This is a genomic window from Pseudoxanthomonas sp. LARHCG66 (assembly GCF_052871755.1).
Genome location: NZ_JBIXJW010000001.1, coordinates 1,057,659 through 1,083,797, shown reverse-complemented (window position 1 = coordinate 1,083,797; position 26,139 = coordinate 1,057,659). Strand labels below are relative to the sequence as shown.

Here is a 26,139-nt window from a genome sequence, read left to right as displayed (position 1 = left end):
CCATGCCTCGTTCCGCGTGCGTCATGCAACGCGAATGGCGTGTGGGCCGAGACGTGGTGACGTGAAGATGCGAAGAAGAACATCGCATCGGTAAAGGCTTCCCGCATTCCCCATCCCCTGATCCGAGATGATGCAAAACAGCTCCGTGTGTCAGAACACTACATGCGCGTTGTGCAATTTGCGAGAGATTTGCTACGTTCGACGCAACGCGGGGAAACAGCTGAAAACAAGGCGTTAATGCCATGTGTACGCGGCGTGTTCCCTGCGTGAAGAGTGTCGTGGCAGGTAAACAGGGGTACCTGGACGATCCGCTTGAAATGGAAATCGCAAGTCGTTGAGTAGGCACGTCGTAAACGCGTTACCCAGTTCGTTCTTCCTTGCAGACATGGAGCAGGTCAAGTGAATCCACATTCCTCTTTCCGCAATTCGCGTCGTCGCCCCTTGGTGGCGTCGCTCACCGCAATCATCGCGTTCGGAGCGTTCGCCACATCGGCATCGGCGGGCGATGTCAGCACTGCCGGTCTGCGCGACGGCGAAACCTATGATCGGTTCATCGTGAAGTACCGGGACGGCAGCGTCGCGCGTACCAACGCCACCACGCTGCAACGTTCGTTGCTCGGTGCGGTATCCCGGGCGGCCCTGGGATCCGCGAACGGGAAGGCGGTGAGCGCTTCGAAACTCCGTCGCCTGGGGATCGGCGCGGAACTGGTGAAGACGTCGCGCAAGCTGGATCGCGTGGAGGCGGAGAGCCTGCTGCGGCAGCTGGCGATGGATCCGGAGGTGGACTTCGTCGAAGTCGATGCGCGCCGCTACGCACGCCTCGTGCCGAACGATACCTACTACAACCAGTATCAGTGGCACTTCAAGGATCCCGTCGGCGGCATCAACCTGCCGGCTGCATGGGACAACGCGACGGGCGCAGGCGTGGTGGTGGCCGTGCTGGACACGGGCATCACGCCCCACAGCGATCTCGATGCGAACATCCTGCCCGGCTACGATTTCATCAGCGACACCTTCGTGTCCCGCGACGGCGATGCGCGCGATGCGAATCCGCTCGACGAGGGCGACTGGAATCCGGTGGCGGGCGAATGCTATGCCGGGTCGCCCGTGCAGGACAGCAGCTGGCACGGCACCCACGTGGCGGGCACGGTGGCCGAAGTGACCAACAACGCCAAGGGCATGGCGGGCGGTGCATTCAATGCGAAGGTGGTGCCCGCACGCGTGCTGGGTCGCTGCGGCGGTTACACCTCGGACATTTCCGATGCGGTGATCTGGGCCTCCGGCGGCACCGTCGCCGGCGTGCCCGCCAACGCGAATCCCGCGGAAGTGATCAACCTGAGCCTGGGTGGATCCGGTGCCTGCAGCACCGTCGAACAGAATGCCTTCAACCAGGCCATCGCGAACGGCAGCACGGTCGTCGTGGCAGCCGGCAACGATGCCGGCAACGTGAGCGGATATTCGCCCGGCAACTGCGCCGGCGTGATCACCGTGGCCGCGACGCGCATCACCGGCGGCATCGCCTCGTATTCCAACTACGGCACGCGCATCGACATCTCCGCGCCGGGTGGCGGTGGCAGCGTGGACGGCAATCCGGGCGGCTACGTCTGGTCCACGGGCAACGCGGGCACCACCGTGCCCACCACCGAGACGTATTTCGGCATGGGCGGCACGTCGATGTCGGCGCCGCACGTGGCGGCGGTCGTCGCGTTGATGCAGAGCGTCGCCGAAACACCGCTGACGCCTGCGCAGATCCTGGCCACCTTGAAGTCGACGGCGCGTCCTTTCCCGGTCGCACCGCCCGCCAACCGGCCGATCGGTGCGGGCATCATCAATGCGGCCGCGGCGGTACAGGCCGTCATCGACGGTGGGCAACCCCCGACAGCGACCTTGCTGACCAACAACGTGGCCGTCGGCGGCAACACGGGCGCGAAGGACGCCGTCATCCAGTACGCCCTCGTCGTGCCGGCCGGCGCCACCAGTCTGTCGTTCATCAGCTTTGGCGGCAGCGGCAATGCCGATGTCTACGTGAAGTTCGGCAGTGCGGCCACGGCGACGAACTACGACCTGCGGTCGGCGCGTCCCGGCAACAACGAAGTGGTCAACATCGCCGCGCCGCAGGCGGGCACGTACTACGTGTCGCTGGTGGGCAAGACGAAGTTCGCCAACGTCAGCCTGAGGGGAAGCTTCACCGCGCCGTGAGGCAAGTGCGGGTGCGATGCGACGGCCCCGGCATGCCGGGGCCGTTTCATGTCGCAGTCGCGTATCCCTGCATGACGTTGCCCGGCGGAATGCGGTAACTTTGCGCATTCCCCGGCCAACGTCCCGCATGCCGCTTTTCCGCTACAAGGCACTTGATGCACACGGCGAGATGCTGGAAGGCCAGATGGAGGCCGCCAGCGACGCCGAAGTGGTGGCGCGCCTGCAGGAGCAGGGCCACCTGCCGGTCGAGGCCGCGCTGGCCGTTGCAGGAGGTGGGCGCAGCTGGGGCCAGTTGTGGCGGCCGAATGCATTCGCAGGTGGCCGGCTGGTGCAGTTCACCCAGCAACTGGCGACGCTGCTGGGCGCAGGCCAGCCGCTGGACCGCGCGCTGGGCATCCTGCTGGACCTGCCTGAGGACGAGAAGGCGCGGCGGGTCATCAGCGACATCCGCGATGCCGTGCGTGGCGGTGCGCCGCTCTCCACCGCGCTGGACCGTCAGCACGGTCTCTTCTCCCGCCTGTACATCAACATGGTGCGCGCGGGAGAAGCGGGTGGCAGCCTGCACGACACGCTGCAGCGGCTGGGCGATTACCTGGAGCGCAGCCGCGCGCTGAAGGGGCGCGTGGTCAATGCGCTGGTGTATCCGGCCATCCTGCTGGTGGTGGTCGGCCTGGCGCTGTTGTTCCTGCTGGGCTACGTGGTCCCGCAGTTCGCGGTGATGTACGAAAGCCTGGATGTCGCGCTGCCGTGGTTCACGCGCGGCGTGCTGTGGGTGGGCAGCTTCGTGCGCGATTTCTGGTTCGTGCTGGTCGCGCTGCCGCTGCTGGCGGTGCTCTGGTTCGACCGTCGCCGCCGCGATCCCGTCTTCCGTGGCCGGCTGGATGCGTGGTTGCTGGACAGGCCGCTGGCGGGGCCGCTGCTGGCCCGGCTGGAAACCGCGCGCCTGGCGCGTACGCTGGGCACGCTGCTGAAGAACGGGGTGCCCCTGCTGACCGCGTTGGGCATCGCCCGCAACGTACTGGGCAATCGGGCTTTGGCGGCCGATGTCGATGCCGCCGCCGAGGATGTGAAGAACGGCCACGGCCTGTCCGCGTCGCTGGCCAAGGGCAAGCGCTTTCCGCGGCTGGCCCTGCAGATGATCCAGGTGGGCGAGGAGTCCGGTGCCCTGGACAGCATGCTGCTGAAGACGGCCGAAACCTTCGAGCAGGAAACCGCTCAGGTGCTGGACCGTATGCTGGCCGCCCTGGTGCCTGCCATCACGCTGGTCCTGGCGGGCGTGGTGGGCATCGTCATCGTCGCCGTGCTGGTCCCGCTGTACGATCTGACCGGCGCCATCAATTGAGAACACTGGAGAGTCCGCCACCATGTCCCGCATGCGCCCCATGAACGCGTTCCATTCCCCCAGGTCGCAGCAGGGCTTCAGCCTGCTGGAAATCATCATCGTGCTGGTGCTGATCGGCGGCATCCTGGTGCTGGTGGGCAGCCGCGTGATGGGCGGCGCCGACAGCGGCAAGGTGAAGCTGGCGCAATCGCAGCTGCAGACGCTGTCCGGCAAGGTCGAGACCTATCAGCTGGATACCGGCCATTACCCCACGCAGCTCTCGGACCTGGTGACGCAGCCGGGCAACGCGGCCGGCTGGCTGGGACCGTACGCGAAGGAAAGCGAACTGCAGGATCCGTGGAAGAATCCCATCGAATACCGCATTCCCGGCGAAGCGCAGCGCTTCGACCTGATCAGCCTCGGCGCCGATGGCAAGGCGGGCGGCGACAGCGTCAATGCGGACATCAAGAACGAATAAGCACCTGCGCCTGCGATCGTGGCATTCCGCAGCGCCACTTCACCGGTGACCGCCTCCAGGCCCGTGGGCTCCAGGACGCGGATGGGTGGTTTCACCCTGCTGGAAACGTTGCTCGTCATGACCTTGATGGCGGCCGCTGCCTTGCTGGCGGCGATGATGTTCACCGGAGGCATGGAGGGTATGCGCCTGCGGTCTGAATCCAAGGAGATCGCCGCGCAACTGCGCTACACGCGTGCACGCGCCATCGCCACGGGGCAGCCGCAGCGTTTTCTCGTGGATCCGCGCGCGCATCGATGGGAGGCCGCCGGTGATCGCCATGGCGACATCGATACTTCGTTGTCGGTGCGCTTCACGGGCACACGGCAGGCGCAGGAACGCGCGGGCGAAGGTGCGATCCTCTTCTTTCCCGACGGTGGCTCGACCGGCGGACGCGTGACCCTCGCGGCTGGACAGGCGGCGTGGAGTGCCGACGTGGCATGGCTGACCGGTGAAGTGCGCCTGGTGCGCGATGCGGTCGCTGCGCGATGAGCATTGGCGCGCGACGGCAGCAACGCGGCTTCACCCTGCTCGAAGTCATCGTCGCGTTCGCGCTGCTGGCGCTGGCGTTGACGTTGCTGCTCGGCGCGCTCTCGGGCGCGAGCCGGCAGGTGCGGACATCGGCCGACAGCAGTCGCGCCACGCTGCATGCGCAGTCGCTGCTTGCCCAGCTGGGTACCGGCGAAGTCCTGCAGCCCGGTCGGCAGGAAGGCAGCTTCGATGGCGACCGCTACCGCTGGCACCTGGACGTGTCGTCGTTCGCCGACCCATTGGCCGCGCGGGCGCAACGCGACGCCGGCGCACCGCAACTGCTGGATGTGCGCCTGGTGGTGAGCTGGGGCGATGCGCGCGACCAATCCCTGCAGTGGCGGACGTTGCGGCTGGCACCGCGCGACATCAACCAGGCGACGCTGCCATGAGATCACCGCAGCGCGGCTTCACCCTGATCGAGGTGCTGGTGGCGCTGGTATTGCTGGCCGCCGGCCTGGCACTGGCATTCGCCACCCTGCGTTCGTCCACTGCGGTCGTCACGCGCGGCGAGGACATGGCGCAGGCCAGCGAACGCATGCGTGCCGTGCATGGTTACCTGCGCGCACGGCTGGCATCGGCGCAACCCATCGTGTTCGCGACCGATCGCGGCACCCTCCGCGAGGCGCGTTTCATCGGCACGCCGCAGCGCATGCGCTTCGTGGCCGATCTGCCGGACTACCTGGGATACGGCGGGCCCTATCTGCACGACGTGGCGTTCGACGGAGAAGGGCGCCTGCAGGTCGCGTTCGCCGTCGCGCAACCGGATGCCTCGCTGGAAGATGTGGACCTGTGGGCGCGTGGACTGCGCGCCGAGCGCCTGGCCGACGGCCTGCGTGCGGTGCGTTTCCGCTACCGCGGGCTGGATGCGGACAACCGGCTTGGCCCGTGGCAGGACCGCTGGGAAACATCGGAGATGCTGCCCCTGCAGGTGAAGATCGAAATGGATGCGGTGCGTGGAGGGCGCTGGCCCGACCTGGTGGTCACGCTGGCGCGCAGCGAAGGTGGTGCGGGTGGCGGACTGCTTCCCGGTGGCGCGAATCCGGTGCTGCCATGAGACGGCAACGTGGAGCGGCCCTGTTGATCGTGCTGTGGCTGGTGGCACTGCTCACCGCGCTGGTCGGGGCGTTCGCGTTGACCGCAAGGATGGAGGCGTTGCAGGGACGGGTGGGGAGCCGCGGCGCGGTGGCGCAGGAGATCGCGCGCTCCGGCATGGAATACGCGCTGGTGCGCGTGGCGGACCGCAATCCGGAAACGCACTGGCAACCCAATGGCCGTGCGTACACCTGGACGTTCGATGGCCATGACGTGCAGGTACGCATCATCGACGAGACCGGCAAGGTGGACCTCAACCAGGCGGATGTGTCCCTGCTGTCGCGCCTGATGCAGGCGCTCGGGCAACCGTCCGACGCGAGCGACCTGATCGCCGCCGCGATCGTGGACTGGCGCGATGCCGACAACCTGAGCCAGCCCGTCGGGGGCGCGGAGGATGGCGACTATGCAGCGGCGGGGCGCGACTATGGTGCCAAGGACGCGTCGTTCGAAACCATCGCGGAAGTCGAACAGGTCCTGGGGATGACGCCGGCGCTGTACGCGCAGCTGGCGCCCTTCCTCACCCTGTATTCGGGACGTGGGCAACCCGATGCCACCTATGCGCAGGGGCCGGTACTGGCGGCGATGGGGATGGACGCGACGGCATGGCTGGCGCAGCGCAACGCGACCGGTGTCACGGGCAGCAACGAACTCGTCGGTACCGGCAGCGGCACGTATAGTATCGAGAGCCGTGCGCGGCTGGCCGATGGCCGCGAGGCGTCGTTATGGACAGTGGTGCGCGCGGGAGCCAGCCCGGTACCGGGTTCGGCCTATACCTTGTTGCGCTGGGAGGAGGGAGCGGCACCACAATGAGCGGCGTGCGCGACACCTTGCAGCAGTTCCGGGCACGTCTGGGGCCCGGGCCACGCAGTTTCCTGGCGTGGTGGGGACAGGCACTGGCGACCTGGTTGCCGGCGCGCTGGCGCGTGCTGCTTGGCCTGACCCGCGACCGGCTGTTCTTCCGGCAGCAGGACGACGAACTCGAGATGGCCTGGGTGGAGGGTACGCAGCGCCACGTGCTGGCGCGCCTGCCTGCCACGACCACGCCCGACGAACTGCGCATGCTGCTCGGCAGCCGCCTTGCGAATCTTCCGCGCTGGTGGTTGGTGCCGGCGGGCATGGTGCTGCGTCGCCGCGTGCTGTTGCCGGCGGCGGCGGCGGATCGCCTGCGCGACGTGCTGCGGTTCGAACTCGACCGGCAGACGCCGTTCACCGCGAACGAGGCCTGTTTCGATGCGCGCGTGCTGAGCGTCCGCGACGACGGTCAACTCGATGTCGAACTGGTGGCGGTGCCGAAATCCGCATTCACCGGCGGCCTGGCCCGGCTGGGAACGTTGGCGGGCGAGCTGGCGGGCGCCGATGTTGAAGATGCCGACGGCGGGCCGCTGGGCGTGAACCTGTTGCCCGAGGAGGCGCGCGTGGCCCGCCAGGCACCGCAGCGCGGTGTGCACCTGGCGCTGGCGGCAGTCGCGCTGATCGCCCTGGTGTTCGGTGCCTGGGCGGTACTCGACAACCGGCGTGCGGCGGCGGAGGCCTTTGCCACGCAGGTGGACAGCCGCGCCGACGAGGCGCGCCAGGTGGCATCGCGCCGCCAGCAGCTGGTCGATCTCGTCGCCGGTACGGCCACGTTGAACCAGACCAGCGCACGACGTCCCACCGCGCTGGAAGTGATGGACGACGTGACCCGGCGCCTGCCGGACAATACCTATCTCGAGAAACTGGCCATCGAGGGCGATCGACTGACGCTGATCGGCTTCAGTCCGGAGGCATCGGGGCTGGTCGCACGGCTGCAGGAATCGCCGCTGTGGCGCAATCCCGCCTTGAGCGGGGCGCTGCAGCCCGACCCGCGCACGCGCATGGATCGCTTCACCCTCACCGCCGAGTTGCTGGGCAAGCAGGAACCCGCCACCGCGGGTACGCAGGGAGGCGCCGATGCCGCTGGCCGTGACTGAACGTGATCGCTGGCTGGCCCTGGCATTGTTGCTGGTGGCGCTGCTGCTCGGCTATCTGGTGCTGGTGCATCCGTGGTGGACGGTGCCGATGCAGGAAGTGAACGTGCGCGTGGCGGAACTGCGCGACCGCGAACTGCGCATCCGCACCCAGCTCGAGCAGGCGCCGCAGGTGCAGCGCGAACTGGCTGCCGCGCTCGCGCAGCAGGCGCAGCGTCCGGGGTTCCTGCCCGAGGCGACGGTGGAACTCGCCACCGCCGGTCTGGTGCAGCGACTGGAAACCGTCGTCAGGCAGGCCAGTCCCGGCAACCGCAGTTGCGCCATCGCCAACCAGTCGCCGCTGGCGATCGCCGGCCGCGAGGTCTATCCGCGCGTGGTGGTGCAGGTGCGCCTACGCTGCGGTGCGCCCGAACTGGCGTCGGTGCTGCACCAGATCGAGTCCGGCAGCCCGCGGTTGTTCGTCGAGAATCTCAACATCCTCGCGCAGCGGTATGCGTTCCAGGCCAGCGAAAGCGGTGCAGGCGGGCTGGACGTGAACTTCGACCTGTACGGTTATCTCAAGCCCACGCCCGCCGCCGTGCAGGAGCCGCCCCGTGCGCCTTGAGGCCTGGACCGCGCGCACCTGGATCCTCGCCGTCACGGCGGGATGGGCGGTGCTGGTCGCGCTGCTGGCGTTGTTCGGGCTGGGTGGCCACATCACGCCGTTGCCCGCCGATCCCGCGCTCGTCCAGGCGTTGCCACGCCTGCCTCCCGGTCCGCCGGAACGCCTGGGTGCGTTGACCCGCTACGCGGAGGTCGGCGAACGGCCGCTGTTCTCGGAGGACCGCCGGCCCAAGCCGTTCTTCCTGTCCGGCGAGGAAGCCGCTGCACCGGCCTTCGACCTGGTGCTGAGCAGCGTGCTGATCACGCCATCGCTGGAGTTGGCCATCGTCCAGCCTGCGCAGGGGGGCGAGGGCTTGCGGGTGAAGGTGGGCGAATCCCCTGCAGGCTTCCCGGGCTGGCGATTGAGCGAACTGGCACCGCGCCGGGCCGTGTTCGATGGCCCCGAAGGTCGGCGCGAGCTGGAACTGCGTGTCTTCGACGGCGCCGGCGGCCAGCCGCCCACCCCCTTCGTGGGCGGGGCGCCAGGCGGACCCCCACTGACGGCCGTCCCGCCGGCCGGTGTGCCCATGCCCATGCCCGCGCCCATGCCGGGCAGCCGCACGACCGGTGGCAACAATGCCCCCGCCGTCATGCCGACCGTGCCGTCGCCGGCTGCGCAGGGGCCGGCGCCAGTGCCTGCACCCTCGCCGCCACGCGCCAACGACGCGACGGCCGCACCGGCCACGACCACCGACCAGCAGATGGAAGCCATCCGCCAGCGCATCGAGCAGCGCCGTGCGCAGCTGCGCCAGCAGCAGGCGCAACCCACCACGCCGCCGGCAACGCCCGGCAAGACACAGTAGAGTGCCGGCATGACGCCACGTGTGATCCTGTTTTCCCTTTGCCTCGGCCTGCTGGCCGGCTGCGCCAGCGCGCCGGTGCCGGATGTGCGCCGCTCCGCGACCACCCCGCCGGGCGAGGTCGTGCCCGGCAGCGCGCAGACCGCACCCTTGGCGGAAGCCGAGGCGCCGGTCGGTGGTCCGCAGGCGCAGATCCGTCGTGGCAGCGGCCAGATGATCAACCGCAGCGCAGCGGCCGCCCCGATGCCGTCGCTGGGCAGCGCAAGCAGCGGATCGGCCACCTTCAATTTCGAAGGCGAATCCGTGCACGCCGTGGTCAAGGCGATCCTCGGCGACATGCTGGGGCAGAACTACGTGATCGCCCCGGGCGTGCAGGGCACGGTCACGCTGGGCACACCCAAGCCGGTGTCGCCCGCCGAGGCGTTGAACCTGCTGGAAATGGTGCTGGGCTGGAACAACGCCCGGCTGGTCTACAGCGGTGGCCGCTACAACATCGTGCCCGCCGACCAGGCCCTGGCCGGCAGCGTGGCGCCCGGTACCGGCAGCCCCGCCAATGCCCGTGGTTTCGAGGTGCGCGTGGTGCCGCTGCGTTTCATCTCCGCCAGCGAGATGAAGAAGGTGCTGGAGCCCTACGCGCGGCCCAACGCCATCGTCAACACCGATGCCACCCGCAACGTCATCACGCTCGCCGGCACCCGCTCGGAACTGGAGAACTATCTCCGCACCGTCGAGATCTTCGACGTGGACTGGCTGTCGGGCATGTCGGTGGGCGTGTTCCCGCTCCAGTCCGGCCGCGCCACGCGCGTGGTCGCCGACCTGGAGAAGGTGTTCGGCAACGACAGCAAGACGCCCAGCGCCGGCATGTTCCGCTTCATGCCGCTGGAAGGCGCGAATGCGGTGCTGGTGATCACCCCGCAGCCGGCCTATCTCGACCAGATCCAGCAGTGGCTGGAGCGCATCGACGGTGCGGGCGAAGGCAGCCGGTTGTTTTCGTACGAGCTGAAGTACGTCAAGGCGCGCGAACTCGCGCAGCGGCTGGCGGAAGTGTTCGGCGCGTCGGGTGGCGGTTCCGGAGGCGATGACCGTTCCACCGGCGGGCCAGGCAATGTGTCGCTGATGCCGGGCACCGATCCCGTGCAGATCAACGACGGCGGCATGGGCGGTACCGGCGGCTCGGTCGATTTCGGTGGCTCGGGCAGCAGCGGTTCCGGCGGTGGCGGACTGGGTGGCGGGTCGCTCTCGCTCAACCAGCGTGACAGCGGCAATGGCGCGGTGACGCTGGATGTCGACGGCAGTCGCGTGGGCGTGGCCGCCGTGGAAGAGACCAACACCCTGCTGGTGCGTGCCAGCGCCAGCGCCTGGCAATCGATCCGCGAGGTGGTCGAGAAGCTCGACGTGATGCCGTTGCAGGTCCACATCGAAGCGCAGATCGCGGAAGTGTCGCTGACCGGCGACCTGAGCTACGGCGTGAACTGGTACCTGGAACGCGCGATGACCGACAACGGCCTCGGTCCCTTCGCTGCGCCCGGTGCGGGTGGGCCCAGCAAGTGGAGCACGCTCGCCGGCAGCATCGGGGGCGTAGGCGGCGCGGGGGCCGTGTGGACGCTGGTCAAGAACGACGCGGCGGCCGTCATCACCGCGCTGGACGAAGTGTCCGACGTGCGCCTGCTGCAGACGCCCTCCATCTTCGTGCGCAACAACGCCGAAGCCACGCTCAATGTGGGCAGCCGCATCCCGATATCGTCCGTCACCGTCAATCCGGGACTGGGCACCGACAACACCTACAGCCAGGTGCAGTACCTGGATACGGGCGTGATCCTCAAGGTGCGCCCGCGCGTGACCCGGGACGGCATGGTGTTCCTCGATATCGTGCAGGAAGTCAGCTCGCCCGGCAGCGAGCCGGACGCCAACGGCAACGTGCGCATCAACACGCGCCGCTTCAAGACCGAGGGTGCCGTGCAGGCCGGCAACACGGTGATGCTGGCCGGCCTGATCAGCGACACGGCGACCCAGGGATCGTCCGGCATTCCGGGCCTGAGCCGCCTGCCGATCATCGGTGGCCTGTTCGGCAGGAAGACCACCGGCACCGAGCGCAGCGAAGTGATCGTGCTGCTGACGCCGACCATCGTCAGCAACCCGCAGGAAGCGAACGACCTGACCGACGAGTACGGCAAGCGCTTCCGCGCGCTGGAACCCCTGAACACGCCGCGCGACAAGTGACGCCATCCGCCGCATCGTCCCTGCCCATCGTCCTGTTGCCCATCGGCACCGATGACGATGCACTCGACGCCTGCCTGGGTGCACTGGAAGCCGGGACACCGGCCGGGACGCGCCTGTGGCTGGCCGACGACGCGCAGGCCGGTCCTCGCGGCCTGGCCATCATCGAGCGCTGGCTGACGCGTACGCGCCTGCAGGCCGATTACACGCGACGGCCGCGCATGCTGGGCGAAGTCGCGCATGTGGACCAGATGCTCGCGGCCTGCGGCGATGCCGACGTGGTGGTGCTGGCACCGGATGCGCAGCCCTTGCCGGGTTGGCTGCAGCAACTGGCCGCCTGTTTCGCCCGCGATGCCGCCATCGCCACCGCCACGCCCTGGTGCAACGCGGGCGAAGCCGCTGCCTGGCCACGGCTCGGCGAAGTGAGCCCGCCCCCCACGGATTTCGAACGCACGGCGCATGCCTGCGCGGCGATGGCACCGCTGCATCCGGAGCTTCCGGCGGCTGTCGCGCACGCGGTGGCGTTGCGTGGCAGCGCCCGCAAGCGCGTCGGTGGCCTGGATGCCGCGAGCTACGGCTCGTGGTACGCCGCGCTGGTCGACCTGTCGCTGCGCCTGGCCGGGCTGGGGTGGCGCAACACCCTGTGCGAGACCGCCTTCGTGGCGCGCGGAGGCGAGGGCGGTCCTGCCGATGGCGACATGGACGCATTGAACGCACGCTGGCCCGCCTTCACGCCGCGGCTGGCAACGTTCCTGATGGAGGATCCGCTGCACGAACCGCGCGAACGGTTGGGTGCGCTGTACGCCGAAGCGGGATCACCGGAGCGCCAGCGTGACCTCTTCGGTTGAGGCGGCCGGCATCGCCGTGGTGGTGGTGACGCATGAGAGCGCCACCAGCATCGACGACTGCCTGATGCGGCTGCGCACGGCGCATGGCGTGGACGAGATCCGCGTGGTGGACAATGCCTCCACCGACGACACGATGGAGATCGTGCAGCGCCACGCGCTGCAGGATGCGCGCTTGCGCTTCATCGCCAATCCCGACAATCCCGGCTTCGCGGTCGGCTGCAACCAGGGTGCACGCGATACGCATGCGCCCTGGTTGGCGTTCGTGAATCCCGATTTGATGGTGGAGGCCGACACGCTGTCGCGGTTGCGCGCGCACGCCCGCCATGCGGCGGGCGAGGTGTTGCTGGGCGTTGACCTGGTGGACGAGGGCGGCGTGCGCGATGCGGCAGCGCGTCGTCGCGATCCTCTGTTCGCCGCGATGCTGCGTTCGCCGGGCGCGGCGTCCAGGCTGGCGGTGCCGGTCGATGACGGGCAAGTGCTGCAGCCGGTGGACATCGTGTCGGGCGCGTTGATGCTGATGCCGCGCGCGCTGTTCGACAGGATCGACGGGTTCGACGAAGGCTATCGCCTGCATGCCGAGGACATGGACCTCTGCCGTCGCGCACGCGCGGCGGGTGCGAGGGTCGCCGTCGCCAACGACATCCGCGTGCTGCATATCCGTGGCGTATCGAGCCGTGCGCGGCCGGTGTTCGTGGAATGGCACAAGCACCGCGGCCTGTGGCGCTACTTCCGCAAGTTCGAAGCCGCACGATGCGGAATGGCTACCCGGGCGGGCGTGTTTGGTGCGATCTGGTTGCACTTCGGCGCGGTGGCCGCGCGCATCCTGCTGCGGCGCCGGTGACGTAGCGGCGGTCTTTCAAGCGTCGATGCGGTGACCGGCGTCGCGCAATGCCGACAGGGCCTCGTCCAGTCGAGGTGCCTGCACCAGCACGTAATCCGTGTCGTAAGTCGACAGTGCGAAGATCCCGATGCCCGCTGCCGCCAGCGGATCCAGCACTGCCTTCAGGATGCCGGTCAGGGCGAAATCGAAGGGCCCCTGCAGCTTGAACATGCGCCAGCCACGCTGGCAGCGCACGTTCCCAGGGACATGCGCTTCTTCGCAGACCAGCGACAGTTCGTCATCGGTCCAGCCGGCGTGTCGCATGCCGGTGCTAGGCCACCACGCCGGTAGCGCGGAATCCGCAGGCAGTTGCGCGACCGCGTAGCGACCGGGAAGCAGGGACAGCGCCAGCGACGTCATCCTGCGCGTCCGTTCCACCAGAACAGGGCGTTGACCGCGAGCACGACGACCATGGTGTAGATCAGCGACAGGGGGCCGCCGACGCGCCACAGCTGGCGCGAGGTGTAGTTGGCCGGACCGACGATCATCGAAATCACCGGATTCGAGGCCGTCATCAGGTTGTTGGACGCCGACAGCGCCACGATCAGCGCGAACGCGGTGGGATTTCCACCCGCCGCTAACGCCAGGTTGATCGCCATCGGCACCATCACGATGGTGGCCCCGACATGGCTGATGACCAGCGAGAAGGCGGTGGTCAGCAGCGCGATGGCGATCTCCAGCGCCCACACGGGGATGCCCTCGGGCAGTCGTTCGACCGTGTGCCCGGCCACCCAGGCGGCAGCGCCGCTGCTGTCCATCGCCCAGCCCAGCGGGATCAGGCCGGCCATCAGGAACACGGTCTTCCAGTTGATCGCGCCGTAGGCTTCGTCCATGCGCAGGACGCCGGTCAGCAGCATGCCGGCCACGCCGGTCATCAGGGTCAGCGCGACCGGCAGCTTGGACGTCAACGCGATGATGATGGTGATGGCGAAGATGGTCATCGCGATCTTGAACTTGTGCGGACGCTGTTCGCCCTTCGGATAGTCCGTCACCACCACGAAGTCGCGGCTCTCGGCGGCCAGTCCCAGGTCCTGCCAGATGCTGTGGAACACCAGCATGTCGCCGGCGCGCAGCTTCTCTTCGCGCACGTTGTCGCGGATGACCTTCTTGTCGCGGTTGATCGCCAGCAGGCTGATGCCGTTCTGCTTGCGCAGGCGCAGCTCGCGCGCGGTCTTGCCGATGAACCTGGATGTCGGCGGCACCACGGCCTCGGAGATGCCGGCGCGGCTCGGGTTGAACAGGTCGCCGAAGTGGCGCAGGCGCGAGGACATGCGCAGGAACTGGTTCTGGGCGAAATCGCCCACCTCCTGCCGCGTGCCCATCACGCCCAGCACGCTGCCCACCCAGATCCGCATGTCGGCCGGCGGTGCGAGCCGCGTATCGTTGCCCGTCTGCAGGGCGAGCATCAACGGCGCATCGTGCAGCGCTTCGGCCTCGCCCAGCGACATGCCCACCAGCGGGCTTTCCGCGGTGACCACCAGTTCGAACACGTCGCCTTCGATGCCGTAGGTATTGGCGAAGTAGCTCTCGGTGCGTGCCGGGGTGACGGCACCGTCAGCGTCAGGGGTTTCCTCCTTCAACTTCCGGTCGCCATGGAAGCGGAAGTACAGCAGCGACGCCGCGACCAGCGCCAGTCCGATCGGCAATGGCGCGAACATGCGCAGTGGCTCCAGCGTGGCCATGCCGGAGGGCAGGTTGTTGTTGGCGGAGACCAGCAGGTCGTTGAGCAGGATCAGCGGCGAGTTGCCGACCATGGTGAACGCGCCGCCCATGACGATGGCGGCGGCAATGGGCAGCAACAGGCGCTGCAACGACAGTCCGGTGCGCGACGACAGCCGCGAGGCGACCGGCATGAACAGCGCCATCACCGATGGGTTCTGCATGAAGGAGGAGTTGAGGCTGGCGATGGCGGTGGTCATCAGCAGCAGCCGCTGCTCGATGCCATGTCCACGCCGCAGCAGCCAGGAGGCGAGGCGGTTGAGCGCACCCGTGCGGTCCAGTCCCGCACCGAGGATCATGGTGGCGATGATGCTCATCACCGCGTTGCCCGAGAAGCCGCCGAAGATCTCCTCCGGCGCGATCAGCCCGGTGATGCCCAGGACCACCAGCACGACCAGGGCGACCAGATCCGCGCGGATGCGTTCGAACAGGAACATCGCCATCGTGAAGCCGACCAGCCCGAGGACGAGCTTCATGTCGTTGGTCAGCGTCAGCGCGTTTTCCATGTCGCGGTCGGTTTCCTGGTGCGTGCTGCGGTATTACTCGCGGTCGTACAGAAGATCCCACACCCCGTGGCCGAGCTTCTGGCCGCGGGTCTCGAAATGCGTCTGCGGCCGCCAGTCGGGGCGCGGCACGCTGCCGCGCGGGCCGGCGCGGTTGGCCAGTCCCGGCGTCGCGTCCAGCACGTCCCACATGTGCTCGGCGTAGGCTTCCCAGTCGGTGGCGCAGTGCAGGCGGCCACCGACGCGCAGCTTGCGCGCGACCAGTGCGGCGAACTCGGGCTGCACCAGCCGGCGCTTGTTGTGGCGCTTCTTGTGCCACGGGTCGGGGAAGTAGATGCGGACTTCGTCGAGAGAGCCGTCGGCCACCTCGTGCTGCAGCACTTCCACCGCATCGTGGTGGTAGACACGGACGTGGTCGCTGCCGTCTTCGGCCAGTGCATTCAACAGGCGGCCCACGCCGGGCGCATGCACTTCCAGGCCGAGGTAGTCGCGGTCCTTGTCGAGGGCCGCCGCGAAGCGCAATGCTTCGCCGTTGCCGAAGCCGATCTCGAGCACGCGCGGTGCGGTGCGGCCGAACACAGCGTCGTAGTCGCGTGGCGCGCCCGTGTAGTCCAGCCCGAAGCGCGGCCATTGCGTGTCGAATGCGCGCTGCTGGGCGTCGGTGAAGCGGCCCTGCCGCAGCACGAAGCTGCGGATTTCGCGTCGGCCTTCGCTGATCGTGAAGGGCTTGGGCGGGGCCTTGGCGCCGGAACTGGAGAACGGGTCCGTCATCGGTTCAGCCGATCAGGCCGTCGATCGGGCTGGAGGCCGAAGCGTTGCGCTTGCGCGGAATGCGTCCGGCCAGGAAGGCTTCGCGTCCTGCTTCCACGGCCTTCTTCATGGCGCTGGCCATCAGCACCGGGTACTTCGCACCGGCGATGGCGGTATTCATCAGCACGCCGTCGCAGCCGAGTTCCATCGCGATAGCGGCGTCGGAGGCGGTACCGACCCCGGCATCGACCAGCACGGGCACCTTGGCGTTCTCGATGATTTCCAGCAGGTTGTACTTGTTCTGCACGCCCAGGCCGGAGCCGATGGGGGCGGCCAGGGGCATCACCGCGACGCAGCCGATCTCCTCCAGGCGACGGGCCAGGATCGGGTCGTCGCTGGTGTAGACCATCACGTCGAAGCCGTCGGCCACCAGCTTTTCAGCCGCGGCCAGGGTCTGCACGACATCCGGGTAGAGGGTCTTCTGGTCGCCCAGCACTTCCAGTTTCACCAGCGTGTGGCCGTCGAGCAGTTCGCGCGCCAGCCGGCAGGTGCGTACGGCATCGTCGGCCGTATAGCAGCCGGCGGTATTGGGCAGGATGGTGTAGCGGTCCGGCGGCAGCACGTCGAGCAGGTTGGGCTCGTTGGGCGACTGGCCCAGGTTGGTGCGGCGGATGGCGACAGTGACGATTTCGGCGCCCGCGGCCTCGGTGGCCAGGCGGGTTTCCTCGAAATCCTTGAACTTGCCGGTGCCGGTGAGCAGGCGGGAACGATAGGTCTTGCCCGCGATCACCAGCGGGTCATGGGGGGCGGTGTTGGACATGCGGCGATTATCGCCCATGTCATGCCGGTGCGTCCCGCCGACCCGGATCGATCCGCAGTTTCAGCCGCCGCCCAGTGCGTGCACGATCTCGACACGGTCATCCGCCTGCAGCACGCACTGTGCGTGCTGTCCGCGCGGGATGATCTCGCCATTGACCTCGATCGCCACCCGGCGCTCGGCCAGGCCTTGCAGGTGGAGGAGGGTGGCGACGGTACTGTGGTCCGGCAGCGCCAGCGGCTGCCCGTTCAAGTGGATGTCCATGCCGCCATTGTCGCCGATGGCCAGGGCGCTTGCCGCATTGCAGCGTGTGCGCCGGCGGGCTTGGTGGAACGATGCGCGCCATGCGCAGCCGTACGGCAGAGCCGGCGCGCAGTCGACCATCCCTTGCCCCGGAGATTCCATGAAGCGTTCCTTTTCGCCCGTCCGCTCGCTGCTGGCCGTTGCGCTGGCGGTGGCGGCCGCCCCTGCCCTGGCAGGCGACAGCCCGTATTCCCAGACCATCTTCTTCGGTGACAGCCTCACCGATTCCGGCCACTTCCGCCCGGCGCTGGTCCAGGCGGTGGGGCCGAACGGCGCCTTGCTCGGCCGCTTCACCACCAATCCGGGCCTGGTGTGGTCCGAGTACCTGGCCGAGTACTACGGCACGGCCGCTGGCAGCGCCAACCAGGGCGGCACCAACTACGCCGTCGGCGGTGCGCGCGTCGGCACCAACACCGCAGGTGCGCTCGGTCCGATTCCGTCGATGACCGCGCAGCTGACCAGCTACCTGTCCGCCAACGGCGGCCGCGCCGATCCGAACGCGCTGTACACCGTCTGGGGCGGGGCGAACGACCTGTTCGCCGTGGTCGCCGGCGCCAACCCGACTACCACCATCGGCGGCGCGGTCACGGCGCAGGTCGGCATCATCGGGACGCTGCAGAATGCGGGTGCGCGCTACATCCTGGTGCCGACCGTACCCGACCTGGGCGTCACGCCGTCGTTCCGCGCGCAGGGACCTGCGAGCGCGGCCGCCGGCACGCAGCTGGCCACGACCTACAACAATGCGCTGTTCGGGGCCATCAACACGGCCGGCCTGCGGGTGATCCCGCTGGATACCTTCACGCTGCTGCGCGAGATCGTCGCCAGTCCGGCGGAATACGGCTTCGGCAATGTCACCGGGACCGCCTGCAATCCGCAGATCACCGCATCCTCGGTCACCTGCAGCCCGCTCAACTACGCCACCCCGAACGCGCCGGACGTGTATGCCTTCGCCGATGGCGTGCATCCGTCGTCGAAGGCCCACGGCATCCTGTCGCAATACGCGGTGGCGATGCTGGAAGGCCCGCGCCAGATCGCGCTGCTGCCGTACACCGCTTCCGTGCATGGGCGCGCGCGCGCAGACCGCGTGGCGTCACACGTGGCCGGCAAGCCGGACGGCGACGGCATGCGCTGGTGGGGTGACGTGCGGGGCGACTTCCTGCGCTACGGTGATGGCGACCTGTACGACGGCGCGGGCCCGATGGGAACCTTCGGCGTCGACTGGTCGAAGGGCTCCTGGGTCTACGGCGCCTTCGCCGGTTACGGTCGCGCGAAGTACGACTTCGGCCTGCGCCGCGGCAGCTTCGACGAATCCGATGCCACGCTGGGCGGTTTTGCCGGCTGGTACGGCGACCACCTGTGGGCCAACGCGCAGGTCAGCTACAGCTGGATCTCGTACGACGTGGATCGCGAAGTGCAGCTGGGTGGCGTGACCCGCCGGCACAGCGGCTCACCGGACGGCACCAACCTGACGGTGGGTGCAAGCGCCGGCTACGAATTCGGCGAGGGTGCGTTCCGCCATGGTCCCGTGGTGAGTGTCGTGTCCCAGACCATCGAGATGGACGGCTACACCGAAAGCAACGTCAATTCGACGGCGCTGGCGTATCCGGACCAGGATTTCGATTCATTGATCGGCAGCGCGGGCTGGCAGGTCAGCTACGCGATCAACGATCACCTGGCGCCCTATGCCCGGCTGACGGTGGACAGGGAATTCGAGGACCCGGCGGAAGAAGTCTTCGCGCAGGCCCTGTCGTTGCCGGGCACCGCGCCCTATGCGGTACCTGGCCTGGACACCGATGACAGCTACGGGACGTTGCTGTTGGGTGCGCGCACGCGGCTGTTCGGCTTCGACGCCAACCTGGGCGTGAACACGACGGTCAACCAGGGCGGCGGGACCAACACCACGGCGTTCATGACCTTGAGCGGCAACTTCTGATGCACGACCCGCGATGCGGCGCCGGATGACGGCGCCGCATTGCCTTGCCGCGTCCTGCGGCATAGACTCGCCGCATCGTGCGGGTGTAGTTCAATGGTAGAACTGCAGCTTCCCAAGCTGCTAGCGTGGGTTCGATTCCCATCACCCGCTCCATCTCCGCATTCCCTTTCCCGCGTCCTGTCATCGCCCGGTATCCCGTGCGTGGCATGCTGTGCCCGGCCCCCGTGATTGCCCACCCATGAAGCTCGCCATCCTGTCGCGCAACGGCAAGCTGTATTCCACACGACGTCTCGTCGAGGCCGCGCGCCAGCGTGGCCACACGGCGCGGGTGCTGGACCCGCTGCGCTGCTACATGCGTATCGCGTCCACCGGCTTCCAACTGCACTACAAGGGCAGGTCGCTGGCGGACTACGATGCGGTCATCCCGCGCATCGGCGCCTCCATCACGCGCTACGGCACGGCCGTGCTGCGGCAGTTCGAGCTCATGGGGACGTACAGTCCCAACCCGTCGGATGCCATCCTGCGTGCACGCGACAAGCTGCGCACGCACCAGTTGCTGGCGGCGCAGGGGATCGATCTGCCGGTGACCGTCTTCGGCGACAACCCGGACGATACCCACGACCTGCTTTCGATGCTGGGTCCCCCTCCGCACGTCATCAAGTTGAACGAAGGCGCCCAGGGGGCCGGCGTGATGCTGACGGAGAAGCCATCCGCGTCCCGCAGCGTCGTCGAGGCCCTGCGCGGCCTATATGCCAGCTTCGTGGTACAGGAATTCATCGCGGAGGCCGAGGGGGCCGACCTGCGCTGCTTCGTGGTCGGTGACGAGGTGGTGGCGTCGATGCGCCGCCAGGCCCCGGAGGGTGACTTCCGGTCCAACCTGCATCGGGGCGGCACGGCCCAGCACGCGGTGGCCACGGAAGAGGAATGCGCCGTCGCCATACGGGCGGCGCGAGTGCTGGGTCTTGGCGTGGCGGGCGTGGACCTGATCCGCGCGAAGCGTGGCCCCCTGGTCCTGGAGGTCAACTCGACCCCGGGACTGGAAGGCATCGAGGCGGTGTGTGGCGTGGACGTCGCGGGGCGGATCGTGGAGCACCTCGCCGCACGCGCTGAATAGGGTGACGGGGCGCTTTGCAGCCCCCAACATCCTGTTTTCACGTGAAATTAACGCGCTCTTTAACGGTGGTTTAATCGAAACCCGCGTAGCCTTGTCCGGACCGCAGCTCTGCGTTCCTCCCGGTGTTTGCATCTGGAAAGCACAGGTTTACGGTAATCGGGGCATTAGTTTGGCCCAAGCGGGTGGAAGCCCGCTTGGGCCTTTGTTTTTCTCAGCCAGCCCTTCCGATACTTGCTGGCGTGGGTCCCGTTGGCTAAATTCGGTAATCCCCATCACGTAAGGAAGCAGCATGCGTCGCCCTCCCTTCATGGCATTGATGCTGCTGCTGTTGGCAGCGACCGCCCACGGCGCTCCCCGCGACAAGTCCACCAAACCGCAAGCGCTGGATCTCGACAAGCCGCTGCCCGAACAGGTCGAGCTGATCCAGAAGCAATTGGACGACGGCGAAACCTATGTCGAGATCGCGACCGCCGACCGTGCCAAGGTCAAGGAATCCCTTGCCCGGTTTGCCGCGATCATCAACGAGAGTGGCGGGTCCTTGAACCCCGAGCAGAAAACCCAGCTGGTCAACGAGCAGAACGAAATCAACCAGATCCTGTCCCAGGCCGCCGCCGACAGCCGTCTTGTCTGCCGCCGCGAGGCGCAGATCGGGTCGCTGCGGACGACGACCCAGTGCAAGACTGTTGCGGAACGTCGTCGCGATGCCCAGGACGCGCAGGAAGTGATGCGCCGCAACCCCTCGGGTACCTACAACAAGGGCAGTTGAGGGAAACGCGTTGCCGCGGCGAGCGCTTGAATGGCCTGGCATTCGAGTCGCCCGGGTCGTGTTTCCCAGACGTGTTTGATCGTGCTCCCAGCCACCCATCAGGAGATTCAAAGCATGCTTAAGGCGATTGTTCTGGGCTTATTGCTGACCACGTCATCCGTAGCGCACGCCAAGATTGATTCCCTGTCTTCACGCGAAGGCGCTGCCAGCAAACTTAATATCCAGTCGCCCTTTGGTGTGCAACAGCAGCAGATCCTCCGCGATCTGGCGGGAGGCGAGAAATATGGCGAAATCAGCGCCCAGGATTCGGCCAAGGTGAAGGAAGCCTTGAGCCGCATGTCCAGCCAGTTGGCGAGCACGGACGGATCGGTTGAAGGTCTGTCCGCAGAGCAGCGGGCGACGTTGCTGAATGATCAGGAATTGATCAACGCCATCCTGACCCATGCGGGCGAAGAGAGTCGCCTGGTGTGTACCAAGGAGAAGGCCGTCGGCACGAGGCGCTCCACGACCCATTGCATTACGGTTGCCGAACGCCGACGTCACCGCGAAGAGGCACAGAATGAAATGGACAAGAATTTCCGCTCGCAGCAATTTGACCCGAATCTCTGAAAATGCGAATCCTGGTTATCGAAGACAACAGCGACATCGCCGCCAACCTTGGTGATTACCTTGAGGAGCGGGGTCATACGGTGGACTTCGCGGCCGACGGTGTGACCGGACTGCACCTGGCGGTCGTGCATGAGTTCGATGCGATCGTGCTCGACCTCAACCTGCCCGGCATGGACGGGCTGGAGGTCTGCCGCAAGCTGCGCAACGAAGCCCGCAAGCAGACGCCGGTGCTGATGCTGACGGCGCGGGACTCGCTGGACAACAAGCTGGCCGGCTTCGATTCCGGTGCCGACGACTACCTGATCAAGCCGTTCGCATTGCAGGAGGTCGAGGTGCGCCTGAATGCGCTGTCCCGGCGCGGCAAGGGCGTGCAGACGCGGGTGCTGGAGGTCGGCGAGCTGGAGTACAACCTGGATACGCTGGAAGTGCGCCGCCAGGGCAAGCTGCTGCAGTTGAATCCCACTGCGTTGAAGATCCTGCAGGCCTTGATGGAGGCGTCTCCCGCCGTGGTGACGCGCCAGGAGCTTGAAACGCGCGTCTGGGGCGAGGAATTGCCGGACTCCGATTCCCTGCGTGTGCACATCCATGGCTTGCGTGCGGTAGTGGACAAGCCGTTCGACAGCCCGTACATCCAGACCCGCCACGGCATCGGATACCGCATCGCCGCGCCCGATGCCAGCAGCTGAGTCGCCGAAACCCCGTCGCCACCGCCGCTTCCGGCGGCGGCTGCGCACCCGCATCATCCTGTCGTTCGTGCTGTTGGGTTTCGGATTGACGGTCCTGTTCGCTTACGCGACCATCGTTGCGCGACAGCGCGTCGAGGATCAGTTGGTCGAAGACGTCATGAACCGCAATCTGGACGAATCATGGCGACGTTTCGCCGAGAGCGATGGTCAGGTCATAGGCGCGCCGTTCGAGCAGGTGAAGGCGTACTACTATTTGCCTGACAAGTTCGAAAGCGTCAGACTCAACAAGCCTGAGTGGTATGCGCTGCCTGACGGTATCCACAACATTACCGACATCGGCGACGATGGGAGGCCTTACCCCTTCAAGCTCGGCGTGAGGAAGACCCCGCAGGTTTGGTTCTTCCTTGCTTACGACATGGGTCAGACAGCACGCGCGGAAGTTCAATTCAAGCGAGCAGTTTATGGCTCGATTGCTGTATTCACTATGTTTTCGCTTTTGGTGGGCTGGTGGTCGGCTTCGCGCGTGATGAGCCCCGTTTCCGAACTCGCCGCACGTCTCCGTTCTTATCGAGGCAGCAGCAACCCTCGCGCGCTGGCATCCCACTTTCCCGAGGATGAGGTCGGTGAACTCGCCAAGGCGCTGGACGACTATTCCGGGCGCCTTACCGAAGTGGTCCAGCGCGACCGCGAGTTCAACGCCGACGTCAGCCACGAACTGCGCACGCCACTCGCCATCATCCGCGGCTCGGTCGAGCTGATTTTGTCGCGCCCTGACATGGACGAGAAGACGCGCACCCGCATCCAGCGCATCCAGCGCGCCGAGCAGCAATGCACGGACCTGATCAGCGCGCTGCTGCTGCTGTCGCGCAACGAGCGTGGCCATGGCAACACCGATGTCGCGCGCGTGGTCGACCAGTTGCTCGATGCGCACCGTGCCACGCTGGGCGGCAAGCCACTGGTGCTGCGCGTGGAGGGCGAGGGCGGAGTGACCGTCGACTCGCCCGAAGCCGCGCTGTCGGTGGCCCTCGGCAACCTGATTGGCAACGCCGTAAAGTACACCAAGGAAGGCGAAGTGGTCGTGCGCCTGCTGCCGGATGCGGTGGAAGTGGTCGATTCCGGTCCGGGACTCAGCAAGGAAGACGCCGCACGGCTGTTCGAACGCGGCTACCGTGGTACCCACGCCGGCCATTCCCAGGGTGGTGGCATTGGTCTGTCGATCGTCAGCCGGCTATGCGCGCTGTACGGCTGGCAGGTCGGTGTGCAGCCGGGCGAGCCAAAGGGTGTGGTGGCCACGCTGCGCTTCTCCACCCATTCGACTGTTCATCAAGCTGGGGGTGTGGCTGGTGAGGAGGCTTCCGGCGTGAAGTGACGGAACGTGGTGCCTTCGCGAAACATTGGAAGGCACCTTTGACGGGATTAGTCCTTAAAGGGGTTTCCTGAAGGAACATCTTCTTCGAAGTGAATGGTGGGCACGGTTCCGCCAGGGCTGTTGAACGGATTGGGGCCTGATGTTGTTCCAGCATCCTTGGGGGACTCAGTGCCGCCCGATACTGCTCTCGTTTCGTGATTGGTCAGATTACGCATACATCAGATCCTTTTCTGTGTTCGCCTAGGTTTAGGCGTCATCAATGTAGTGTGCTCCTATGAGCAGAAGCAATTAACATTGAGTGCGCCATCCTAAGATGGTGAAGTCTAAGAGCACATATGCAGTCCTACAGCGTTATCCAGAAACAGTTGTAGGCCCTGCGCAGGCCGAACGTGGTGTCGGCGGGTGTGGCGCTGTTCTTCAGCGTCTGCACCACGCGCAGGCCGATGGGACGCTGCCGCTGCGCGGTGTGCGGGTAATAGCCATCCTGGTTGGCGTCGACCACCTGTCCGGTGGCATCCAGCACTGGTGCAGGTGCTGGCCGGACCGGGACGATGTCGACCAGCGGACGCTGGGTGACCGCATCGAGCCGGTCGAGGATGCGCAGTGCGGTGGCGTCTGATGTGCCGGTCCAGTGGTAAACGCCGGCCAGGCGGTTCACGTCCTTCGCCTGGATGGCGGACGAGACCTGCATCACCAGGTCGCTGAGCGTGCGGGAGCAACCTCCACGGTAGAGGGCGCCCGTCGCGGCGGTGGGCGTGTCGCCCGACGGCAGCCGGTCCATCGCGCCGATGTCCTCGCAACGCTTATCGGTGTAGACGGTCTGGCCGGACATCGTGCTGCAGCGCTGCACGCCCTGCTGCTGCGCACGCGCGTCATGCACCTTCAGGCAAGTCCACGGGGCCAGGCAAAGCAGGGCAAGACAGGGCAGGGAACGCATGTGGCCAGCCTAATCCGCGCCTGCGTCCAGGTCATGGCGCAAGCGCACGGAATGGGAGGTCGTTCACCTGCCGGAAGGACGGACCCGGTGGCCGACGCTCAACGGCCCCAGCCCAATCGCGCCAGCACGGTCTGGGTGGGCTTGGCCAGGTTGAGCGTGTAGAAGTGCAGCGAGGGTGCGCCGCCGGCGACGAGGCGTTCGCACAGGCTGGCGACCACGTCGGCACCGAAGTCGCGGATGGCGTCCGCATCGTCGCCCAGTGCCTGCATGCGCTTGCCGATCCAGCGCGGGATCTCCGCGCCGCATGCTTCGGAGAAGCGACGCAGCTGGGTGAAGTTGGAGATCGGCATGATGCCCGGGATGATCGGGATCTCCACCCCGAGCTTGCGCACCGCATCCACGAAGTGGAAGTACGCATCCGGGTTGTAGAAGTACTGCGTGATCGCGCCGTCGGCACCGGCATCGACCTTGGCCTTGAAGTGGTGCAGGTCCGTCAGCGCGTCTTCTGCCTGCGGGTGCGTCTCGGGATACGCACCGACTTCGATATGGAAGGCATCGCCGTGTTCGGCGCGGATGAATTCGATCAGCTCCGACGCGTAGCGCAGATCACCCGGATGCCCCATGCCGGAAGGCAGGTCGCCGCGCAGGGCGACGATGCGCTTGCAGCCGAGCGCGCGGTACAGGCGCAGCAGTTCGCGGATTTCTTCGCGGCTGCCCCCCACGCACGACAGGTGCGGCGCGGCGTCGAAGCCGTGGTGCTGGTTGAGGTGCCGGACCGTTTCCGATGTGTAGCTGAGCGTGGAGCCGCCGGCGCCGAACGTGCAGGACACGTAGTCGGGCGCATGCGTCTTCAGCTTGTCCGCGGTGCGATCGAGCTGCGTGCGCTGCTCATCGGTCTTGGGGGGATAGAACTCGAAGCTGATGGATGGCATGGAGGGCGCCCGTCGGATCGTGGGGGCATTATATCTCTTCATCCGGATGAATGATGCATCTTTGTGGCGCGGGGCCGTATCCCGCAGTGGGCCCGCGCCGCTACCCTGTCGCCCTCCCACCTTCGCCTGCCGCATGACCATCGTCCTGACCCCTTTCGCCCGTACCCGCCTGTTCCCGGCCGACAGGCGCCGCAATGCCATCCAGGACTGCACCCCGGAGGCATTCGAGCAACGCCTTAACGATGAGAAGCCGTTCGAAGTACTCGCTGGCTATGCACCATTCTGTCGCCTGCATGTGCACCGGAACTGGACGGCGACCCGCTGCCTGACCGTGCCCATCACCGACGACAACCGGCATCTGCTGCGGTCGGCCTACGAAGCGCGCTCGTCGGCGGAACTGCCCGTGCTGGTGCGCTGGTTCGAAGGGGTCGAACCGCCGGTGGCCGACTACCTGATCGTCATCCTGTACAGCGCCGCGCAGCTGGCGAAGGAGAAGGCGCCGATCGACGGCGACTGGGGCGTGGTGGGTTGCCTTTACACCGCCACGCCGCACGAGATCCCCATGGCGCCCATCACGATGATGCGCAATGCGCTGGGCGTGGAGGAGGGTGGCTCGGGCGTGCCGCTGGATGCCGAGGCCTACCGGCGGAGCGTGGCGTTCTGGGACCGCAACGCCAACTGGCGCCCCTGATGCGCGATGCGGGAAGCCGT

At 67.0% G+C, this 26,139-nt stretch carries 27 protein-coding genes and 1 tRNA gene; 21 read left to right on the top strand and 7 right to left on the bottom strand.

The window, feature by feature from the left end; translation table 11 throughout:
- Positions 1–399 precede the first annotated feature (399 nt).
- The 13 genes from ACIPRS_RS05210 (at position 400) to ACIPRS_RS05150 (ending at position 12,951) form a co-directional block, all read left to right on the top strand.
- Positions 400–2,199 carry a S8 family peptidase gene (locus ACIPRS_RS05210; RefSeq protein ID WP_446537752.1) on the top strand — a complete coding sequence of 600 codons (1,800 nt, stop codon included), beginning with the start codon at positions 400–402 and terminating at the stop codon, positions 2,197–2,199.
- 127 nt (positions 2,200–2,326) lie between these two features.
- Positions 2,327–3,541: a type II secretion system protein XpsF gene (xpsF, locus tag ACIPRS_RS05205; protein WP_337730578.1), complete on the top strand. Its 1,215-nt coding sequence runs from the start codon at positions 2,327–2,329 to the stop codon at positions 3,539–3,541.
- 31 nt (positions 3,542–3,572) lie between these two features.
- Positions 3,573–3,998, top strand: coding sequence for a type II secretion system major pseudopilin GspG (gene gspG / locus ACIPRS_RS05200; protein WP_225590914.1), 426 nt, complete (start codon positions 3,573–3,575; stop codon positions 3,996–3,998).
- A gap of 81 nt (positions 3,999–4,079) precedes the next feature.
- Positions 4,080–4,526 (top strand): type II secretion system protein XpsH, encoded by a 447-nt coding sequence (gene xpsH / locus ACIPRS_RS05195; RefSeq protein WP_446537751.1) that lies wholly within the window; start codon positions 4,080–4,082, stop codon positions 4,524–4,526.
- Entirely contained in the window at positions 4,523–4,954 is a 432-nt protein-coding gene (gene xpsI, locus ACIPRS_RS05190) for a type II secretion system protein XpsI (protein ID WP_446537750.1), read from the top strand. The genes xpsH and xpsI overlap by 4 nt, the downstream gene beginning before the upstream one ends.
- Positions 4,951–5,619, top strand: coding sequence for a prepilin-type N-terminal cleavage/methylation domain-containing protein (locus ACIPRS_RS05185; RefSeq protein WP_446537749.1), 669 nt, complete (start codon positions 4,951–4,953; stop codon positions 5,617–5,619). Before xpsI ends, ACIPRS_RS05185 begins: the two co-directional genes overlap by 4 nt.
- Positions 5,616–6,467, top strand: coding sequence for a general secretion pathway protein GspK (locus ACIPRS_RS05180; protein WP_446537748.1), 852 nt, complete (start codon positions 5,616–5,618; stop codon positions 6,465–6,467). Before ACIPRS_RS05185 ends, ACIPRS_RS05180 begins: the two co-directional genes overlap by 4 nt.
- Positions 6,464–7,606, top strand: a complete 1,143-nt coding sequence (locus tag ACIPRS_RS05175) for a PilN domain-containing protein (protein ID WP_446537747.1) — start codon at positions 6,464–6,466, stop codon at positions 7,604–7,606. Before ACIPRS_RS05180 ends, ACIPRS_RS05175 begins: the two co-directional genes overlap by 4 nt.
- Positions 7,587–8,207 (top strand): type II secretion system protein GspM, encoded by a 621-nt coding sequence (gspM, locus tag ACIPRS_RS05170; RefSeq protein WP_446537746.1) that lies wholly within the window; start codon positions 7,587–7,589, stop codon positions 8,205–8,207. The genes ACIPRS_RS05175 and gspM overlap by 20 nt, the downstream gene beginning before the upstream one ends.
- Positions 8,197–9,048, top strand: a complete 852-nt coding sequence (locus ACIPRS_RS05165; RefSeq protein WP_446537745.1) for a type II secretion system protein XpsN — start codon at positions 8,197–8,199, stop codon at positions 9,046–9,048. Before gspM ends, ACIPRS_RS05165 begins: the two co-directional genes overlap by 11 nt.
- Positions 9,049–9,057: 9 nt before the next feature.
- Positions 9,058–11,265: a type II secretion system secretin GspD gene (gspD, locus tag ACIPRS_RS05160; RefSeq protein ID WP_446537744.1), complete on the top strand. Its 2,208-nt coding sequence runs from the start codon at positions 9,058–9,060 to the stop codon at positions 11,263–11,265.
- Positions 11,262–12,110 carry a glycosyltransferase family 2 protein gene (locus ACIPRS_RS05155; protein WP_446537743.1) on the top strand — a complete coding sequence of 283 codons (849 nt, stop codon included), beginning with the start codon at positions 11,262–11,264 and terminating at the stop codon, positions 12,108–12,110. The genes gspD and ACIPRS_RS05155 overlap by 4 nt, the downstream gene beginning before the upstream one ends.
- The gene (locus ACIPRS_RS05150; protein WP_446537742.1) at positions 12,094–12,951 is read left to right on the top strand and encodes a glycosyltransferase family 2 protein; all 858 of its coding nucleotides are present in this window, start codon (positions 12,094–12,096) and stop codon (positions 12,949–12,951) included. The genes ACIPRS_RS05155 and ACIPRS_RS05150 overlap by 17 nt, the downstream gene beginning before the upstream one ends.
- A 15-nt stretch (positions 12,952–12,966) precedes the next feature.
- On the opposite strand, the gene ACIPRS_RS05145 is transcribed toward ACIPRS_RS05150, so the two are convergent.
- The 5 genes from ACIPRS_RS05145 to thiS are packed head-to-tail and all read right to left on the bottom strand — an operon-like array spanning position 12,967 to position 17,043.
- On the bottom strand, positions 12,967–13,350 hold the full coding sequence (locus ACIPRS_RS05145) for an ACT domain-containing protein (RefSeq protein ID WP_337730568.1): 384 nt from the start codon (positions 13,348–13,350) through the stop codon (positions 12,967–12,969).
- Positions 13,347–15,215: an SLC13 family permease gene (locus ACIPRS_RS05140; protein WP_446537741.1), complete on the bottom strand. Its 1,869-nt coding sequence runs from the start codon at positions 15,213–15,215 to the stop codon at positions 13,347–13,349. The genes ACIPRS_RS05145 and ACIPRS_RS05140 overlap by 4 nt, the downstream gene beginning before the upstream one ends.
- Before the next feature lie 33 nt (positions 15,216–15,248).
- Positions 15,249–15,983, bottom strand: a complete 735-nt coding sequence (gene trmB / locus ACIPRS_RS05135) for a tRNA (guanosine(46)-N7)-methyltransferase TrmB (RefSeq protein ID WP_446537740.1) — start codon at positions 15,981–15,983, stop codon at positions 15,249–15,251.
- A 4-nt stretch (positions 15,984–15,987) separates the two neighbouring features.
- Entirely contained in the window at positions 15,988–16,782 is a 795-nt protein-coding gene (locus ACIPRS_RS05130) for a thiazole synthase (protein WP_192200256.1), read from the bottom strand.
- Positions 16,783–16,842: 60 nt separating this feature from the next.
- Positions 16,843–17,043: a sulfur carrier protein ThiS gene (gene thiS / locus ACIPRS_RS05125; protein WP_446537739.1), complete on the bottom strand. Its 201-nt coding sequence runs from the start codon at positions 17,041–17,043 to the stop codon at positions 16,843–16,845.
- 172 nt (positions 17,044–17,215) lie between these two features.
- Here thiS and ACIPRS_RS05120 point away from each other — a divergent pair, with 172 nt between their 5' ends.
- The 7 genes from ACIPRS_RS05120 (at position 17,216) to ACIPRS_RS05090 (ending at position 23,559) form a co-directional block, all read left to right on the top strand.
- Positions 17,216–19,015 (top strand): autotransporter domain-containing protein, encoded by a 1,800-nt coding sequence (locus ACIPRS_RS05120; RefSeq protein ID WP_446538009.1) that lies wholly within the window; start codon positions 17,216–17,218, stop codon positions 19,013–19,015.
- A 79-nt stretch (positions 19,016–19,094) separates the two neighbouring features.
- A tRNA-Gly gene (locus tag ACIPRS_RS05115) sits at positions 19,095–19,168 on the top strand.
- Between the two features lie 85 nt (positions 19,169–19,253).
- Positions 19,254–20,129 (top strand): 30S ribosomal protein S6--L-glutamate ligase, encoded by an 876-nt coding sequence (rimK, locus tag ACIPRS_RS05110; RefSeq protein ID WP_192200258.1) that lies wholly within the window; start codon positions 19,254–19,256, stop codon positions 20,127–20,129.
- Between the two features lie 316 nt (positions 20,130–20,445).
- A complete protein-coding gene (locus tag ACIPRS_RS05105) occupies positions 20,446–20,895 on the top strand; it encodes a hypothetical protein (RefSeq protein WP_225590789.1) in 450 nt (149 codons plus the stop codon).
- Positions 20,896–21,009: 114 nt separating this feature from the next.
- Entirely contained in the window at positions 21,010–21,504 is a 495-nt protein-coding gene (locus ACIPRS_RS05100; RefSeq protein ID WP_446537738.1) for a hypothetical protein, read from the top strand.
- Between the two features lie 2 nt (positions 21,505–21,506).
- Positions 21,507–22,190 carry a response regulator transcription factor gene (locus ACIPRS_RS05095; RefSeq protein ID WP_055936695.1) on the top strand — a complete coding sequence of 228 codons (684 nt, stop codon included), beginning with the start codon at positions 21,507–21,509 and terminating at the stop codon, positions 22,188–22,190.
- A complete protein-coding gene (locus ACIPRS_RS05090; protein WP_446537737.1) occupies positions 22,177–23,559 on the top strand; it encodes a sensor histidine kinase in 1,383 nt (460 codons plus the stop codon). The genes ACIPRS_RS05095 and ACIPRS_RS05090 overlap by 14 nt, the downstream gene beginning before the upstream one ends.
- A 343-nt stretch (positions 23,560–23,902) precedes the next feature.
- On the opposite strand, the gene ACIPRS_RS05085 is transcribed toward ACIPRS_RS05090, so the two are convergent.
- Positions 23,903–24,496, bottom strand: coding sequence for a hypothetical protein (locus tag ACIPRS_RS05085; protein WP_446537736.1), 594 nt, complete (start codon positions 24,494–24,496; stop codon positions 23,903–23,905).
- Positions 24,497–24,594: 98 nt separating this feature from the next.
- Positions 24,595–25,428 (bottom strand): methylenetetrahydrofolate reductase [NAD(P)H], encoded by an 834-nt coding sequence (metF, locus tag ACIPRS_RS05080; protein WP_446537735.1) that lies wholly within the window; start codon positions 25,426–25,428, stop codon positions 24,595–24,597.
- A 133-nt stretch (positions 25,429–25,561) separates the two neighbouring features.
- Between metF and ACIPRS_RS05075 the strand changes: the two genes are divergently transcribed.
- A complete protein-coding gene (locus tag ACIPRS_RS05075; RefSeq protein ID WP_446537734.1) occupies positions 25,562–26,119 on the top strand; it encodes a DUF3228 family protein in 558 nt (185 codons plus the stop codon).
- The last annotated feature ends 20 nt before the right edge of the window (positions 26,120–26,139 follow it).